General features: G+C 72.3%; 21 protein-coding genes. 11 read left to right on the top strand and 10 right to left on the bottom strand.

Annotated elements, in window-relative coordinates:
• Positions 1-32 precede the first annotated feature (32 nt).
• Positions 33-2,060 carry a threonine--tRNA ligase gene (gene thrS / locus BKE41_RS10945; protein ID WP_012318903.1) on the top strand — a complete coding sequence of 676 codons (2,028 nt, stop codon included), beginning with the start codon at positions 33-35 and terminating at the stop codon, positions 2,058-2,060.
• 289 nt (positions 2,061-2,349) lie between these two features.
• On the top strand, positions 2,350-3,420 hold the full coding sequence (locus BKE41_RS32425; protein WP_053621331.1) for a sensor domain-containing diguanylate cyclase: 1,071 nt from the start codon (positions 2,350-2,352) through the stop codon (positions 3,418-3,420).
• On the opposite strand, the gene BKE41_RS10935 is transcribed toward BKE41_RS32425, so the two are convergent.
• The 5 genes from BKE41_RS10935 to BKE41_RS10915 form a co-directional block, all read right to left on the bottom strand.
• Complete coding sequence (locus BKE41_RS10935) at positions 3,378-3,803, bottom strand: hypothetical protein (protein ID WP_012318901.1); 426 nt, start codon at positions 3,801-3,803, stop codon at positions 3,378-3,380. The two genes, BKE41_RS32425 and BKE41_RS10935, sit on opposite strands and share 43 nt — an antisense overlap.
• 73 nt (positions 3,804-3,876) lie before the next feature.
• Entirely contained in the window at positions 3,877-4,110 is a 234-nt protein-coding gene (locus BKE41_RS10930; RefSeq protein ID WP_012318900.1) for a hypothetical protein, read from the bottom strand.
• A 141-nt stretch (positions 4,111-4,251) separates the two neighbouring features.
• Positions 4,252-4,506 carry a hypothetical protein gene (locus BKE41_RS10925; RefSeq protein ID WP_012318899.1) on the bottom strand — a complete coding sequence of 85 codons (255 nt, stop codon included), beginning with the start codon at positions 4,504-4,506 and terminating at the stop codon, positions 4,252-4,254.
• A gap of 52 nt (positions 4,507-4,558) precedes the next feature.
• Positions 4,559-4,744, bottom strand: coding sequence for a hypothetical protein (locus tag BKE41_RS10920; protein ID WP_012318898.1), 186 nt, complete (start codon positions 4,742-4,744; stop codon positions 4,559-4,561).
• 34 nt (positions 4,745-4,778) lie between these two features.
• Positions 4,779-5,030: a hypothetical protein gene (locus BKE41_RS10915; protein ID WP_306419169.1), complete on the bottom strand. Its 252-nt coding sequence runs from the start codon at positions 5,028-5,030 to the stop codon at positions 4,779-4,781.
• A 273-nt stretch (positions 5,031-5,303) separates the two neighbouring features.
• Here BKE41_RS10915 and BKE41_RS10910 point away from each other — a divergent pair, with 273 nt between their 5' ends.
• The 5 genes from BKE41_RS10910 to BKE41_RS10890 all read left to right on the top strand — a co-directional run bounded on the left by BKE41_RS10910 (position 5,304) and on the right by BKE41_RS10890 (position 7,805).
• Entirely contained in the window at positions 5,304-5,771 is a 468-nt protein-coding gene (locus BKE41_RS10910) for a MucR family transcriptional regulator (protein WP_012318896.1), read from the top strand.
• A gap of 255 nt (positions 5,772-6,026) precedes the next feature.
• Positions 6,027-6,302 (top strand): hypothetical protein, encoded by a 276-nt coding sequence (locus BKE41_RS10905; protein WP_012318895.1) that lies wholly within the window; start codon positions 6,027-6,029, stop codon positions 6,300-6,302.
• A gap of 118 nt (positions 6,303-6,420) precedes the next feature.
• Positions 6,421-6,795, top strand: coding sequence for a hypothetical protein (locus BKE41_RS10900; RefSeq protein WP_012318894.1), 375 nt, complete (start codon positions 6,421-6,423; stop codon positions 6,793-6,795).
• Positions 6,796-7,080: 285 nt separating this feature from the next.
• Entirely contained in the window at positions 7,081-7,263 is a 183-nt protein-coding gene (locus tag BKE41_RS10895; protein ID WP_012318893.1) for a hypothetical protein, read from the top strand.
• Positions 7,264-7,505: 242 nt separating this feature from the next.
• Positions 7,506-7,805, top strand: coding sequence for a PilZ domain-containing protein (locus BKE41_RS10890; protein WP_070999365.1), 300 nt, complete (start codon positions 7,506-7,508; stop codon positions 7,803-7,805).
• 87 nt (positions 7,806-7,892) lie between these two features.
• On the opposite strand, the gene BKE41_RS10885 is transcribed toward BKE41_RS10890, so the two are convergent.
• Positions 7,893-8,084 (bottom strand): hypothetical protein, encoded by a 192-nt coding sequence (locus tag BKE41_RS10885; protein ID WP_020095190.1) that lies wholly within the window; start codon positions 8,082-8,084, stop codon positions 7,893-7,895.
• A 124-nt stretch (positions 8,085-8,208) separates the two neighbouring features.
• Here BKE41_RS10885 and BKE41_RS10880 point away from each other — a divergent pair, with 124 nt between their 5' ends.
• From BKE41_RS10880 to BKE41_RS10870, 3 genes are all read left to right on the top strand, one after another.
• Positions 8,209-8,391, top strand: a complete 183-nt coding sequence (locus BKE41_RS10880) for a hypothetical protein (protein ID WP_012318890.1) — start codon at positions 8,209-8,211, stop codon at positions 8,389-8,391.
• 97 nt (positions 8,392-8,488) lie between these two features.
• Positions 8,489-8,977: a phasin gene (locus BKE41_RS10875; protein ID WP_024830294.1), complete on the top strand. Its 489-nt coding sequence runs from the start codon at positions 8,489-8,491 to the stop codon at positions 8,975-8,977.
• A gap of 82 nt (positions 8,978-9,059) precedes the next feature.
• The gene (locus BKE41_RS10870) at positions 9,060-9,302 is read left to right on the top strand and encodes a hypothetical protein (RefSeq protein ID WP_012318888.1); all 243 of its coding nucleotides are present in this window, start codon (positions 9,060-9,062) and stop codon (positions 9,300-9,302) included.
• A 51-nt stretch (positions 9,303-9,353) separates the two neighbouring features.
• Here the strand turns inward: BKE41_RS10870 and BKE41_RS10865 are convergent, their stop codons facing one another.
• On the bottom strand, positions 9,354-9,605 hold the full coding sequence (locus BKE41_RS10865; RefSeq protein WP_012318887.1) for a hypothetical protein: 252 nt from the start codon (positions 9,603-9,605) through the stop codon (positions 9,354-9,356).
• Between the two features lie 425 nt (positions 9,606-10,030).
• Here BKE41_RS10865 and BKE41_RS10860 point away from each other — a divergent pair, with 425 nt between their 5' ends.
• Positions 10,031-10,258: a hypothetical protein gene (locus BKE41_RS10860; protein WP_012318886.1), complete on the top strand. Its 228-nt coding sequence runs from the start codon at positions 10,031-10,033 to the stop codon at positions 10,256-10,258.
• 28 nt (positions 10,259-10,286) lie between these two features.
• Here BKE41_RS10860 and BKE41_RS10855 read toward each other — a convergent pair whose 3' ends face one another.
• The 3 genes from BKE41_RS10855 to BKE41_RS10845 form a co-directional block, all read right to left on the bottom strand.
• Positions 10,287-10,628 (bottom strand): hypothetical protein, encoded by a 342-nt coding sequence (locus BKE41_RS10855; RefSeq protein WP_012318885.1) that lies wholly within the window; start codon positions 10,626-10,628, stop codon positions 10,287-10,289.
• A gap of 163 nt (positions 10,629-10,791) precedes the next feature.
• Entirely contained in the window at positions 10,792-11,040 is a 249-nt protein-coding gene (locus BKE41_RS10850) for a hypothetical protein (RefSeq protein ID WP_012318884.1), read from the bottom strand.
• Positions 11,041-11,333: 293 nt separating this feature from the next.
• The gene (locus BKE41_RS10845; protein ID WP_070999364.1) at positions 11,334-12,125 is read right to left on the bottom strand and encodes a hypothetical protein; all 792 of its coding nucleotides are present in this window, start codon (positions 12,123-12,125) and stop codon (positions 11,334-11,336) included.
• Positions 12,126-12,220: the final 95 nt, after the last annotated feature.

Raw genomic sequence — 12,220 nt, 5'->3', positions numbered from 1 at the left:
TATGCAGGACTGAGCCCGGAGACGCGCGCACCATGCCGATTCTCACCTTCCCCGACGGCAACACGCGGGAGATCGCCGCCGGCACCACCGGCCGCGCCGTGGTCGAGGGCATCGCCAAGTCGCTGGCCAAGCGCACCGTCGCCATGGCGCTCGACGGCACGGTCGCCGACCTCGACGACCCGATCGACCGCGATGCCCGCATCGAGTTCCTGGACCGCACCGACCCGCGCAGCCTGGAGCTGATCCGCCACGACTGCGCGCACGTGCTCGCCGAGGCCGTGCAGGCGCTCTGGCCGGAGACGCAGGTCACGATCGGCCCGGTGATCGAGAACGGCTTCTACTACGACTTCCACCGCGAGACCCCGTTCACGCCCGAGGACTTCCCGAAGATCGAGGCGAAGATGCGCGAGATCATCGCGCGCGACGCGCCCTTCACCAAGGAGGTCTGGACGCGCGACGACGTGCGCGGCCTGTTCGCCGGCAAGGGTGAGGGCTTCAAGGTCGAGCTGGTCGACGCGATCCCACCGGGCGAGGACCTGAAGATCTACCGCCAGGGCGACTGGTTCGACCTCTGCCGCGGCCCGCACATGACCTCGACCGGCAAGGTCGGCACGGCCTTCAAGCTGATGAAGGTCGCGGGCGCCTACTGGCGGGGTGATTCGAACAACCCGATGCTGACCCGCATCTACGGGACGGCCTGGGCGAACCAGGCCGACCTCGACGATTACCTGCACCGGCTGGAGGAGGCCGAGCGCCGCGACCACCGCCGGCTCGGCCGCGAGATGGACCTGTTCCACTTCCAGGAGGAGGGCCCGGGCGTCGTCTTCTGGCACGCCAAGGGCTGGACGATCTTCCAGGAGCTGATCGCCTACATGCGCCGGCGCCTGCGCGGCGACTACGCCGAGGTGAACGCCCCGCAGATCCTCGACAAGGCCCTGTGGGAGACCTCCGGCCACTGGGGGTGGTACCGGGAGAACATGTTCGCCGCGCAGTCCGCGGGCGAGGAGGCCGAGGACAAGCGCTGGTTCGCCCTCAAGCCGATGAACTGCCCGGGCCACGTGCAGATCTTCAAGCACGGCCTGAAATCCTACCGCGACCTGCCCCTGCGCATGGCCGAGTTCGGCATCGTCCACCGCTACGAGCCGTCCGGCGCCATGCACGGGCTGATGCGCGTGCGCGGCTTCACGCAGGACGACGCCCACGTCTTCTGCACCGAGGACCAGCTCGCCGACGAGTGCCTGAAGATCAACGACCTGATCCTCTCGACCTACGCGGATTTCGGCTTCGACCAGATCGTCGTGAAGCTCTCGACGCGGCCCGAGAAGCGCGTCGGCTCCGACGCCCTCTGGGACCACGCCGAGGACGTGATGACCCGCGTGCTGGCGCAGATCGAGGAGCAGTCCGGCGGGCGGATCCGGACCGCGGTCAACCCGGGGGAGGGCGCGTTCTACGGGCCCAAATTCGAGTACGTGCTGCGCGACGCCATCGGCCGCGACTGGCAGTGCGGGACCACGCAGGTGGATTTCAACCTGCCCGAGCGGTTCGGCGCCTTCTACATCGACGCCGACGGCGCCCGGAAGCCGCCCGTGATGGTCCACCGGGCGATCTGCGGCTCGATGGAGCGCTTCACCGGCATCCTGATCGAGCACTTCGCCGGGCACTTCCCCCTGTGGCTGGCGCCGGTCCAGGTCGTGGTGGCGACGATCACCGGCGAGGCCGACGCCTACGCCCGCGACGTCATCCGCACCCTGGAGCGCGCGGGCCTGCGGGTCGAGGCGGATCTGCGCAACGAGAAGATCAACTACAAGGTCCGCGAGCACTCGCTGGCCAAGGTGCCGGTGCTGCTGGCGCTCGGCCGCCGCGAGGCGGAGGAGCGGACGGTCTCGATCCGGCGGCTCGGCAGCCAGCAGACCCGCACGCTGCCGCTGACCGAGGCCGTGGCGGCCTTCGTGGAGGAGGCGACCGCGCCGGACATCCGCCGCGCCGAGGCGGTCGCCGCGACGGTCCCGACCAGCGACACGGTGCTCGACGCCCACCACGACCGGCACGACGCGCCCTGACGGGGCCTCCGGAAGACGTCGTCCCGGCGCCGCGCGGCGGCGCCCGGGACGACAGCGCGGATCCACCGCGTCGAGGCCGGGTTCGAGCCGGCGACCGACAGAGTTCGCGTGTCGGGATCGCGGTCTCAACTTGCGGATGGTCAATCTCGGCGTGGATCGCTCAACGCGCACAACTTTCGTCAAGGTTGGCGAAAGGAATCCCATTCTATGAAGGCCGGAGACTAATTTCCGAGCCGGCTCGATCCGGCAATCGCCCGACGACGCTGTCGGGCGCTTCGGGGGACCGGCCATGGCGGCGGAGGCGGGCAGGGCGGCGACGAGGCTGGCGCGGCGCCACCGGCAGGTGGCCTGCGACCGGCGCCAGGACGGGCTCGGCCGCGGGCGCAAGCTCGGACCCGGCATCGTTCAGGCGCTGGATTCGCTGCCGCACGGCCTGTGCCTGTTCGATTCCGCCGACCGGCTGCTGTTCGTGAGCGACGGGTTCCGGCGCCTGTTCGGCCCGCCCGCGAGCCGGGTCCGGCCCGGCATGCACGCCCGGGCGGTGGGCGCGGCGAGCGCGGCGGGGGCCCTCCCGGCCGACCGGGATCCCTGCGGCCTCTGGGCGGCGCGCCGGCGGCTCCTCGCCCGGGGCGCGACCGACGCCGTGGTGCAGACGCTCGCGGACGGGCGCCAGATCGCGATCACGCTGCACCCGCAGGCCGGCGGCGCCTGGACCGCCCTGTGGGAGGACGTGACCGAGCGCTGCCGGGCGGAGTCGCTCCTGCGCTACATGGCCCACCACGACCCGCTGACCGGCCTGCCGAACCGCCGCCTGTTCGCGGCCCGGCTCGAGCGGACCCTGGCGGACCTCGACGGCGCGCCCTGCGCGCTGCTGTGCCTCGACCTCGACGGCTTCAAGCCGGTGAACGACCGCCACGGGCACGCGGTGGGCGACGCGCTCCTGCGGCAGCTGGCCGAGCGCCTGCGGGCGGCGCTCGGCGCGGGCGATTGCGCCGCGCGGCTCGGCGGCGACGAGTTCACCATCCTGCTCGGCGACGCGGCGCCGGCGCCGGCCCTCGGCTTCGCCCTGCGCCTCCAGGCGCGCCTCGCCGAGCCGTACGATCTCGGGACCGGATCGCCGATCCGCATCGGCGCGGCGATCGGCGTGGCCTGCGCGCCCCTGCACGCGACCCGGGCGCAGGCCCTGGTGGAGCGGGCGGACGCGGCGATGTACGCGGCCAAGCGCCTCGGCCACCCCTACCTGTGGGACGACGCGCTGGGTCCGGGGCCGGCGGAACCGGGCAGGGCGCCGCCGGCCTGCGGCGGCCGGGACGGCGCTCAGCGCGCCTTCTCGTGCTCCGCGAGGCCCACGGCCCTGTAATCGTAGGTCGGGAAGAACTCGGTGCGGTAGGCCCCCCAGGCCGTGTCCTCGAGGACGCGGTTGACCTCGCGCAGGCGGGACGCGGGCAGCCGCAGGACGATGATCTGCCCGATCCCCATGACGACGTTCCAGGAGACGACCTCGATCCCCGGCGGCGGGAAGGCCTTGTAGAAGCCCTGCTTGGCGAGCTGCGCGTTCAGCTCCGCCAGCGGGCGGGACTGGTCGTGGCGCAGGAAGACCGTCAGCAGCACGGCGTTGTCGGCCGTCGCCGCGGCGGAGCCGGGGGGCGGGGGCGGCGCGGTCTGCGCCACCGCCTGTCCGGCGGGACCGAGCAGCAGCAGCGCCGCCGCGAGCGGGGCTGTCAAACCTGTTGAACGTCGCATGCGATCTCCTGGCCTTCCCGTGCGCCGGCCGTCGTCAACGCGCCCGGGCGCCGGACTTTCCCGCCCCGCCCCGTCAGCCGCCCTCGACATCGTAGGAGAGCCGCAGACGCAGGCGGACCGCGCCCTGCTCGTCGCGCACGGCGATCACGTAATCCTGCCGCTCCATCGGATCGGTCAGGCCCTGCGCGAGCCGGGTCAGGATGCGCACCGCCTGCGCCCGCGCCGCGGCGAGATCCGGAAGATCGAAGCCGTCGCGGTCGCGAACCAAGTTGGCGCCGTCGTGGAGGTCGATGAAATAGCGGGGCACGGATACGAGCTCAGCGAGCGCCGGAGCTCGCAAGGATCAATCTCCGCTGTTTCTACGTAGTTTCCCGGGGGCCGCAATCCGAGGTCGCCCGTGTCGCACCCCCAGACGCGGCCGGTTGTGAGGCCGGGCAGGCGGGCGGCGTCAGCTCCCCAGCAGGCTCTCGGCGAAATCGTCCGGAACGGTCCCGAACTGGCCGAGGATGGTGACGCCCTCGAGCTCCCCGGTCTCGTCGTCGGCCACAACCTTGAGGGCCGCGGCGCCCGGCATGCGGGCGGCCAGCGCCTCCGCCTTCTTGAGGGCACCGAACTCGCTCTGTGCGGGCTCCTGGCGAGCGGGCCGCAGGCGGTTCCGGTGCAGCTCGAACGGCTGCACGAGGTAGGTGGTCTTCAGGGTCATTCCGGCGTCCTCGGCGCGGCGCGCGGTCGCGAACAGACCGCGGCGCGGTCCGCTACAGGCTGCGGGTGGTCACCCCGAGGGCGAGCAGGGCGTAGGCGCCGATGAAGAACCACTGCCGGTGCGCCACGACGGTTTTTCCGACCATCGGGATGCGTGTGTAAAGGCTGGCGACGGCGAGGCCGATCAGCACGGCCGACACCAGGAACGTGAGCAGGCGCGGGGCGGAGAGCGTGGGCATGCCCCATGCTCCGCCCGGTACGCTTACCGAACCGTTACCGGTCGAGTCCGGGCACGAGCGGGCGATACGCCGTCAACGGCCCCTGCGTCCCGGGAAGCAGCCCGACCTCGGCGAGCCAGAGGACCATGATCGCCCCGGCCAGCAGCGTCGCGAGCGAGGCGAGACGCCCGGTCCACCGCCGCAGGACGAACATGGCGACCACGACGGCCAGCAGGGCGACGAGGAGGGCGAGCATCAGCATGGTGGCGCCATGCCACGGCCGGGCCGCCGCGTCACCGCGGTTCACGGCGGAACACACCACCGGCCCGGCCGCACCGGGCTCGAGGCCGCCAGATGCACGTTCTGGTCGTTCCGCAGAGCGGAAACTCTACCGCAGTCGATAGGCCGCCTCGAGAGGCGCTCGGAAATACTCCGCCGCAAATCGCCAGGAATAGCTGTCCGCTCTCCGCGACGGGCACCCCAATCATGCACGGGATGCCGCCCACCAACGCTTTTGTAACTTGCATTCAGCGCTCAAAAGTAGCAGATCGCGGGCGAGGGGCACACCAGGAATCTTGCAGTGACAGAAGAAACCACAGGGCCCAACTCCAACTTCATCGAGCTGGCGGGCGATATCGTCGCCGCCTACGTGTCGAACAATCCGGTGCCGGCCGCGGAGCTGCCGGCGCTGATCGCGCGGGTGCACGGCGCGATCAGCGGGCTCGTCACCGGGACCCTGACGGCGGAGATCGGCGCGGCTCCGCAGGCCGAGGTCGAGAAGCCGAGCGCGGCCCAGATCCGCAAGTCGGTTCGGCACGACGGGATCGTCAGCTTCATCGACGGCAAGACCTACAAGACGCTGAAGCGTCACCTGACCAGCCACGGCCTGGACCCGCGCAGCTACCGCGATCGCTACGGCCTGCCGGCCGACTATCCGATGGTCGCCCCGAGCTACGCCGAGCAGCGTTCCGCCCTCGCCAAGGCGATCGGCCTGGGCCAGCCCGGCGCCATGGCCGAGCGCGAGCGCAGGGGCCGCAAGGCCGCCTGAGGACGAAGACCTCCGAGGGTGCCCCGCTCGGGGCACCCTCGCAACGACGCGTCGCAGGGCCCGGCGCGTCGCGCGGCCGCCGGCCTCCCCCCGGATCGGGGGAGCGGACCCCCGCGCGGCCCGAAACCGCGCCGAGACCGTTGCATCGTCGCCACACGCGCTCAGGACATCGCGCGACACGGACAAGCTGCCACACTCTGCACAAAGCTGATGCGCACGCCGGGGCCCGAGGATGCTACCGAAGGGTTCGGCGAGATGAAGCGAGAGCAGACGATGACGAGTTCGGTCGTACCGTTCCCGGCGCATATCGCGCCGGCGGTCGTGGACGAGGACACCGCGTCGATCATCGCCGTGTTGCAGGATCAGTTGGCACTGGCCCGCGAGGGCCGGCTGCGCTCGGTGGCGGTCGTCTCCGTCTCGGCGGACGGCGAGGCGATCGGCACGCAATGGTCCTGCAAGGGCTCCGATATCAGCAACCTGATCGGCAAGCTGACCGTCCTGACCCACGACCTGATGGCCGCCCGCAAGTGACCGACCGGCGCTGACGGGCATGCCCGCGGGACCCTCCGCGCACGCTGCGGGGTGGCACGGTCCGCGCGGTGCGGCGCTCCGGACTCGGGTCCAGCCTCGGACCGAAGGAATGCCCCGGATGACTCGCGCTCTCCTGTTCGCCGCCCTCCTGGCCACGGCCGTCCTGCCGGGCACGGCCCGGGCCGCCGAGGAGGCGGACGACACCAAGCGTGCTGAGACGATCCAGGGGCTCGTGCGGATCGTCGGCGCGCAGGCCGGCATCGTCCTGTATTGCCGCAAGCTCTACACCATCGACGACACGGTTTCCGAAGGCCTGTCCCGCACGGTGCGCCGAGCCCTGGACGCGGCCCTCGGCCGCCCGCGCGCCCGGAACGCCATCGCCGAGGAAGGCCGGCGGGTCGCGGGCGAGATCGCCGCGGTCGGCGCGGAGCAGTGGTGCGCCGACCAGCGCGACATCCTGAACACGGACGGCGTCCGGGTGTTCATCGACTGATCGCGTCGGCTTCCGTTCCTGCGGGCCGGTCCGGGCGGTCAGCCGGCCGATGCCCCTCGGGAACGACAACCCCAGCGGCGGCGCGCGCCGCGAGGCCCGCGCCCCGTCAGATGAAGGCGGCATTCCGGCCGTTGTTCCGCAGTGCAGAACAGATTAGCGCCTTGTTCACCGCGTCCTCGTCTGTCATGCTCCGATGACGGAAGAGCCTGAACAGATCAAGCCGGTCGCACTCGTCCGTTTACAAGAGCCCTCAAGGGCCGAGAGACCGGCGCAGAGGGAAACGCCATGTCTCGTCCAATACTTCTGGCCCTCGCTCTCGTCGTCTGCGGGGCCGCCGTCACGCTGTTCGCCTTCCTGCGCGCACCCCAGTCGCGGGAGTTCGCCGGGTGGGACGTCGCCTTCATGGGCGGCATCGGGGCCGTCGCGCTGGGCTTCCTCACCACCCTCGTCGAGGTCGTGACCGGGTAGGTCGCGTCCGCGGAAGGCCCCGGGCCGCCGAGCGGTCGGACCGAGGCCGTCCCGTCCCTGCGGATCCGTCGCCCCCGTCGACCGGCGGGTGGCGGGGCTCTGCGCATCCGGTGCCCGACCGAACCCGCATATAGAGCTCAGAATTCACAGGGACGCGGGCATCCCGACAATTCGAGGCATTTCGCAAACCGCCCTTGAACCCGGGTGACCGATCCTGTCGGGCAGAGGTTCTCGAGGCGGTGATGTTCGAACGACGCAGCGCTCCACGCACGCTTCTCAACGAGACCGGCAGCATCTCGGTCGACGAGCATCGAAGCTTGCCCTGCATCGTCTACGACCGGTCCGCCGGCGGCGTGCGGGTCGCGCTCCCGGATGCCGAGATCGTCCCGGACAGCTTCATCCTCAGCATCGACGCGAGCAGCGAGATCCTCGTCTGCCGCGCCATCTGGCGCAAGGCGGAGGAGATCGGGGCCACCACCGACATCCCCGAGACGGCGCGGTCGGGCCGGGCGAATGTCTGGCGCGAGCTCGAACCGACCTGACAGCCGCCTCGGCGGTTCACGCGGCGGGCGGCGCGGCTCCTGTCATCGACGGACTCGGCCGGCAGCGGCGTCGCCGTCCGACGCGCGTCACTCCCAGTCGATGTTGAGCGAGCGCTCGAAGGCGGCCGCCGACAGCTCCTTGCCCTTCGGATCGGCGACCGTGATCTCGCGGAAGCCGCGCCGGGCCAGCTCCCAGGTCTTCTCCATCGCCTGCTCGTCCGTCCCGCAGGCGAACGTCATGACGCGACCGGACGGATCAATCCCCTTGACGGTGAACACACCACTCTCCCTGCTCGCGCCTCCCATATAGAGTCGCGATCCGAAACGCGCCTCCCGCCATCGTGACGAAGCCGCGGGACCCGCACCCGCGCCGTCGCGTTGGCTGCAGGCAGGGAGAGACCGCATGACCCGCGCAGGCGAGACCGCAACCCCGACGCGCCCCGCTACGGACCCGGTCGAGGCGGGCGAGGTCCCGACGGAGCGCGGTGACAGGGCGGCCACGGTCCCGACCGACGATCCCGAGGTCGGCCTCGCGCAGAAGGGCAGCGGGGAAGAGGCGGTCGTTCGGCGCGAGACGGAGATCTGACCGGTCGCGCCGGTGCGCGGGCGGTCCCTGGACGCCGGCGCTTGTGCGGCGCACAAACGGGGGCCGCACCCGGATGGCGGCCGACAGGAGACCGTTCATGGCACAGATGTCGAGCTACGAGGTCCCGACCCAGATCCGCGACCTCGCCGAGACCAGCGTCGAGCAGGCCCGCAAGGCCTTCGGAAGCTTCATCGGAGCGGCGCGGCGCGCCTCCGAGACGGCGCACGATACGGCCGATCTCGCGCGGACCAACGCGCAGGCCCTGTACGCCCGCAGCCTCGACCACGCGGAGCAGAACATCCGCGCCGCCCTGGATCACGCGCAGAAGCTCGCCGCGGCCGGGTCGCTCCCGGAGGCGGCCGCGATCCAGGCCGAGTACGCCCGCGAGCGCTTCGCGGCCCTGCAGGCGCAGGCCCAGGAGGTGGGCAGCCTGGCCCAGAGCGCGTTCCAGCAGGGGGCCGAGCGCGCCCGCGCCGCTCTGCAGCAGGGCGCCGATGCGGCCCGCACGACCCTCGAGCAGGGGCAGGATGCGGCCCGGGACGCGGCGGCCGCGGCACACGAGGCCTCCGGGGCGGCGTCCCACTGAGCGGAACCGCCGAGCGCCCCCTGGGCGAGTGGCCGGCGGCCCTTCGCGGCGCTGCTGGCCGTGTTCGGACGCGGAGTTGGAAATGATGTACGGGGAGGTTGGCCGCCTGACGGATGAGAGTCTGCGGCTGGGCCTGAGACAGGCCGAGAACGCCGTCCTGCTGGTTCTGGCGGCGCAGTACGCGTGGGCGGATCTGTGGTTCGAGGGGTACCGCGCGGCGGGGACCGCCCTCAGCACCGAGCTCGATCAGCGGGCGCGGACGCGGCGCTTGATCCGTCGCGGCGTGGCACCTTCGGTGGCGTCGCAGGAGTTGCACATCGTCTGAGCTATGGCCGGGGACGGAGCCGCCCGAGGGGCTCCGTCCCCAGCAGCGGGCTCAGCGGCTCGCCTCAACGGACGCCTGGACCATCGGCCGGCGGAGGGACGAGACCGTCCGGCCGACGGTCGCCGGCGCGGCGACGGGCTGGGGCGTGGTGGTCAGATCGTGGATCGCGCGGATCTGCTGGGCGGGCCGGGCCTGATCGCGATAGAGCGGCGGCGTCAGGTGCAGGCGGTCGTCGGCGGCGGCGAGACCCGTGAAGGCCGCCGAGGTGAGCGCGGCCGACGCGAGGATGAGGATCGTGCGCATGGTGCGTCTCCGGTTCGATCGCGGCGTCGACCGCGGGATGCGATCGACCAGCGCATGAGACCACGGATTTGTGCAGCGCGGCATGCAAATTGCGCATTGCACCATATCGCCATGACGGCACGGTATTGCAGTGTTTCCCGGGAATTCCCAGCCGCGAATTCAGGCCCCGATCCCGCGCGCCATGCATTCGATGCAAATGAACTAAACTTCCATGGGCGCGTTCTCAAATCAAACTTGAGGAGCGCGTCATTTGTTTTTCGCGCGGGCCACCGGATCGACCGAAACCGTCGGGCGAGCGCGAGCATTGTTGGCGTCGCGGCCCGTGACACGAATCGGAGACCTCGACGCCAGATCCGCGTCACACAGGCACGCTAGAAGACCGCACAACCCGCGCAGGCACCCTGCGAAGCACCACGAGAGCGCCGATGACGCCCTCCGACCTCGACAGACGAGCCGAACTGACCATCTGGCCCAAGGGCGCGCCCGGCCACGCCGCGGAGGGGCGGCCCTTCGCGACCCTGCGGGAAGCCCTCGCCGTCGCGATCGCGGCGATCGAGTCCGGCGAGGCCCAGCCCTGGATCATCACCGAGGCCGGCGACATCCTCTCGCCGCGCTGGATCCAGGCGAATTCCCGGTCGCGGGCGCCGCACTAGCCGGCGCCACGCCGGGCGCGGAGCCTGATCAGCAGCCGATGCAGATGTCGCGGACCACGTGCTGATGCCGCTGGCCGGTGCGCTGGTTCGGGAGCTGTCCGTCGAGCGACGAGAAGCCGCTGCCCAGGACCCGGAAGCGGCGCTCGACCGCTGGCACGGAAGCGGCCTTGACCGGAGCGGGGGCCGGGGCCGCCGTAGGGGCAGCCGCCGGTGCGGGCGCTCCGTTGGCCATGCCGGGATCGGGCAGGGTCAGGGCCATGCCCGGCGCCGGCGGCACCTGCGCGAACTCGCCCGCCCGGCCGGGCAGAGGCGCCGCGACCAGAAGCGCGAGGACCGGGGCCGCGACGACGCGCCGGTTCAGCGGATGCATCACACTCTCCTGCCTCGGGAGCCGGCACGCCACGGACCCCGTGCCTCTGGGCCATCGCCGGATCGGCCCCCGTCCCGATGACGGGAACGGCGCCGATCCCGGTTGTGCGCGGCGGAGCGGGGCGCCGCCACTCATCCATTCGGCGGAGCGTGCGCCGGGCGGCTCAGTAGGCCCGACCGTAGAAGGGCTGCGAGACCGGGCGATAGCGGTCGCTCACCGGCCACGTGTAGGGCTGCTCCTTGCCGGTGCGAAGATCCGAGCGGAACTTCGGCTCATTGAAGCCGATCCCGTGCAGGCCCGCCGCGCCCTTGGCACCCTGGGCCTTGGGCCCGGCATCGCGCGCCAGGGCAGCGCCCGAGACGCCGATAACGAGAGCGGCCGCGAGCGAGACGCGGCCCAGCATGACGTTCATCTCTGTCTCCTGTCCCGGCCGAGGTGCCGGCACAGAAGGAACGGCAGCGGTTCGGCCCGGTTCCGGGCCCGGAGGCCGGTCAGAACCCCTGGCCGAGGCAGGCTTCGGCGAAGGGCCCGCCGCAGAGGTCGCCGGTCCGGACCGGCGCGGCCGCCGCGCCGCCGATGCCGGCACCACCGGTCGCCCCGCCGCCGCTCGGCAGGGTGCGGGCCCCGGGCGGGGTCGTCCGGGGCAGCCCGCAGCCCCGGCGATCGCGGCGCCGCCCGTGCCGGCGCCGCCCGCCCCGAGTGCCGTCACGGCCGTGGTCCCGCCGACGGCCGTGACGGTCCCGAGCCCGAACAGCCGAACAGCCCGCCGCTGGACAGGGTGACACCGGTCGCGCCGATGCCCGACGCGGTGCCCGCGCCACTGCCGAGACCTGTCGACGCGGCGGCGGCGGACGAGCCCGGCGCGAGCGAGGATCCGGCAATCCCGGCGGCGTTCAGGCCTGTGCCGAGCCCGGTGCCCAGACCGGTGCCCAGACCGGCGCCGGCGCCCGTGGCGCCGGCGCCCAGGCCGGAGGTGAGGCCCGCCCCGCTCCCGAGCCCGCCCGTGCCGGGGATCGACGTCAGGACGCTCCCGGTGGTCGAGCCCGAACCCGTGCGGGACGCGCCGCTGAGACCGCTGCGGAATCCGGTGGCGCCGATCGTCCCGCCGGTCCCGGGGGTCGTACCGGTGACACCGGCACCGCCGGTCGCGGTGGATCCCAGGCCGCCGAGCTGGCCCGCGCCGCCCGATCCGGCGGTCGTCGTACCGAGTGTCGTCCCGGCCGACAGGCCGGCCGACGAACCGATGCGGCCGCCACCTCCGCCCCCGCCGCCGAAGCTGAGCTGACCGGCATTCACGAGGCCGCCGGTCTGCGCCGAGACGGTCGGGAAGGGGCCGGTGGTGGAACTGCCGCCCAGGCTGAGCTGGCCAGGATTGGCGATGGGGGTGATCGGCTCCAGCGCGGCCCCACTCGGCACCGTCGCGGTGGCCGAGAGGCTCTGCGCCCCGGCCGGGACGGCGATCGGCAGCAGCAGGGCGGCGGCGAGGATGGACCGCATGGCACGCTCCTCAGGCGGAGGGACGGTGGCAGAAGCCGGGACGGGGTACGGCTCGGAAACCGGAGGGCGTCCGGCGGGTTCCGGCGGCGCGGGGA

Origin of the sequence: Methylobacterium sp. C1 (assembly GCF_001854385.1) — a bacterium.
GTDB lineage: Bacteria > Pseudomonadota > Alphaproteobacteria > Rhizobiales > Beijerinckiaceae > Methylobacterium > Methylobacterium radiotolerans.
This window is presented reverse-complemented; position numbering and strand designations above follow the sequence as displayed.

Excerpts from the sequence above, each read along its gene's own strand:
- thrS (WP_012318903.1), top strand. The coding sequence starts at position 33 with ATGCCGATTCTCACCTTCCCCGACGGCAACACGCGGGAGATCGCCGCC.
- BKE41_RS32425 (WP_053621331.1), top strand. The coding sequence starts at position 2,350 with ATGGCGGCGGAGGCGGGCAGGGCGGCGACGAGGCTGGCGCGGCGCCAC.
- BKE41_RS10935 (WP_012318901.1), bottom strand. The coding sequence starts at position 3,803 with ATGCGACGTTCAACAGGTTTGACAGCCCCGCTCGCGGCGGCGCTGCTG.
- BKE41_RS10925 (WP_012318899.1), bottom strand. The coding sequence starts at position 4,506 with ATGACCCTGAAGACCACCTACCTCGTGCAGCCGTTCGAGCTGCACCGG.
- BKE41_RS10920 (WP_012318898.1), bottom strand. The coding sequence starts at position 4,744 with ATGCCCACGCTCTCCGCCCCGCGCCTGCTCACGTTCCTGGTGTCGGCC.
- BKE41_RS10905 (WP_012318895.1), top strand. The coding sequence starts at position 6,027 with ATGAAGCGAGAGCAGACGATGACGAGTTCGGTCGTACCGTTCCCGGCG.
- BKE41_RS10900 (WP_012318894.1), top strand. The coding sequence starts at position 6,421 with ATGACTCGCGCTCTCCTGTTCGCCGCCCTCCTGGCCACGGCCGTCCTG.
- BKE41_RS10895 (WP_012318893.1), top strand. The coding sequence starts at position 7,081 with ATGTCTCGTCCAATACTTCTGGCCCTCGCTCTCGTCGTCTGCGGGGCC.
- BKE41_RS10890 (WP_070999365.1), top strand. The coding sequence starts at position 7,506 with ATGTTCGAACGACGCAGCGCTCCACGCACGCTTCTCAACGAGACCGGC.
- BKE41_RS10880 (WP_012318890.1), top strand. The coding sequence starts at position 8,209 with ATGACCCGCGCAGGCGAGACCGCAACCCCGACGCGCCCCGCTACGGAC.
- BKE41_RS10875 (WP_024830294.1), top strand. The coding sequence starts at position 8,489 with ATGGCACAGATGTCGAGCTACGAGGTCCCGACCCAGATCCGCGACCTC.
- BKE41_RS10870 (WP_012318888.1), top strand. The coding sequence starts at position 9,060 with ATGATGTACGGGGAGGTTGGCCGCCTGACGGATGAGAGTCTGCGGCTG.
- BKE41_RS10865 (WP_012318887.1), bottom strand. The coding sequence starts at position 9,605 with ATGCGCACGATCCTCATCCTCGCGTCGGCCGCGCTCACCTCGGCGGCC.
- BKE41_RS10860 (WP_012318886.1), top strand. The coding sequence starts at position 10,031 with ATGACGCCCTCCGACCTCGACAGACGAGCCGAACTGACCATCTGGCCC.
- BKE41_RS10855 (WP_012318885.1), bottom strand. The coding sequence starts at position 10,628 with ATGCATCCGCTGAACCGGCGCGTCGTCGCGGCCCCGGTCCTCGCGCTT.
- BKE41_RS10850 (WP_012318884.1), bottom strand. The coding sequence starts at position 11,040 with ATGAACGTCATGCTGGGCCGCGTCTCGCTCGCGGCCGCTCTCGTTATC.
- BKE41_RS10845 (WP_070999364.1), bottom strand. The coding sequence starts at position 12,125 with ATGCGGTCCATCCTCGCCGCCGCCCTGCTGCTGCCGATCGCCGTCCCG.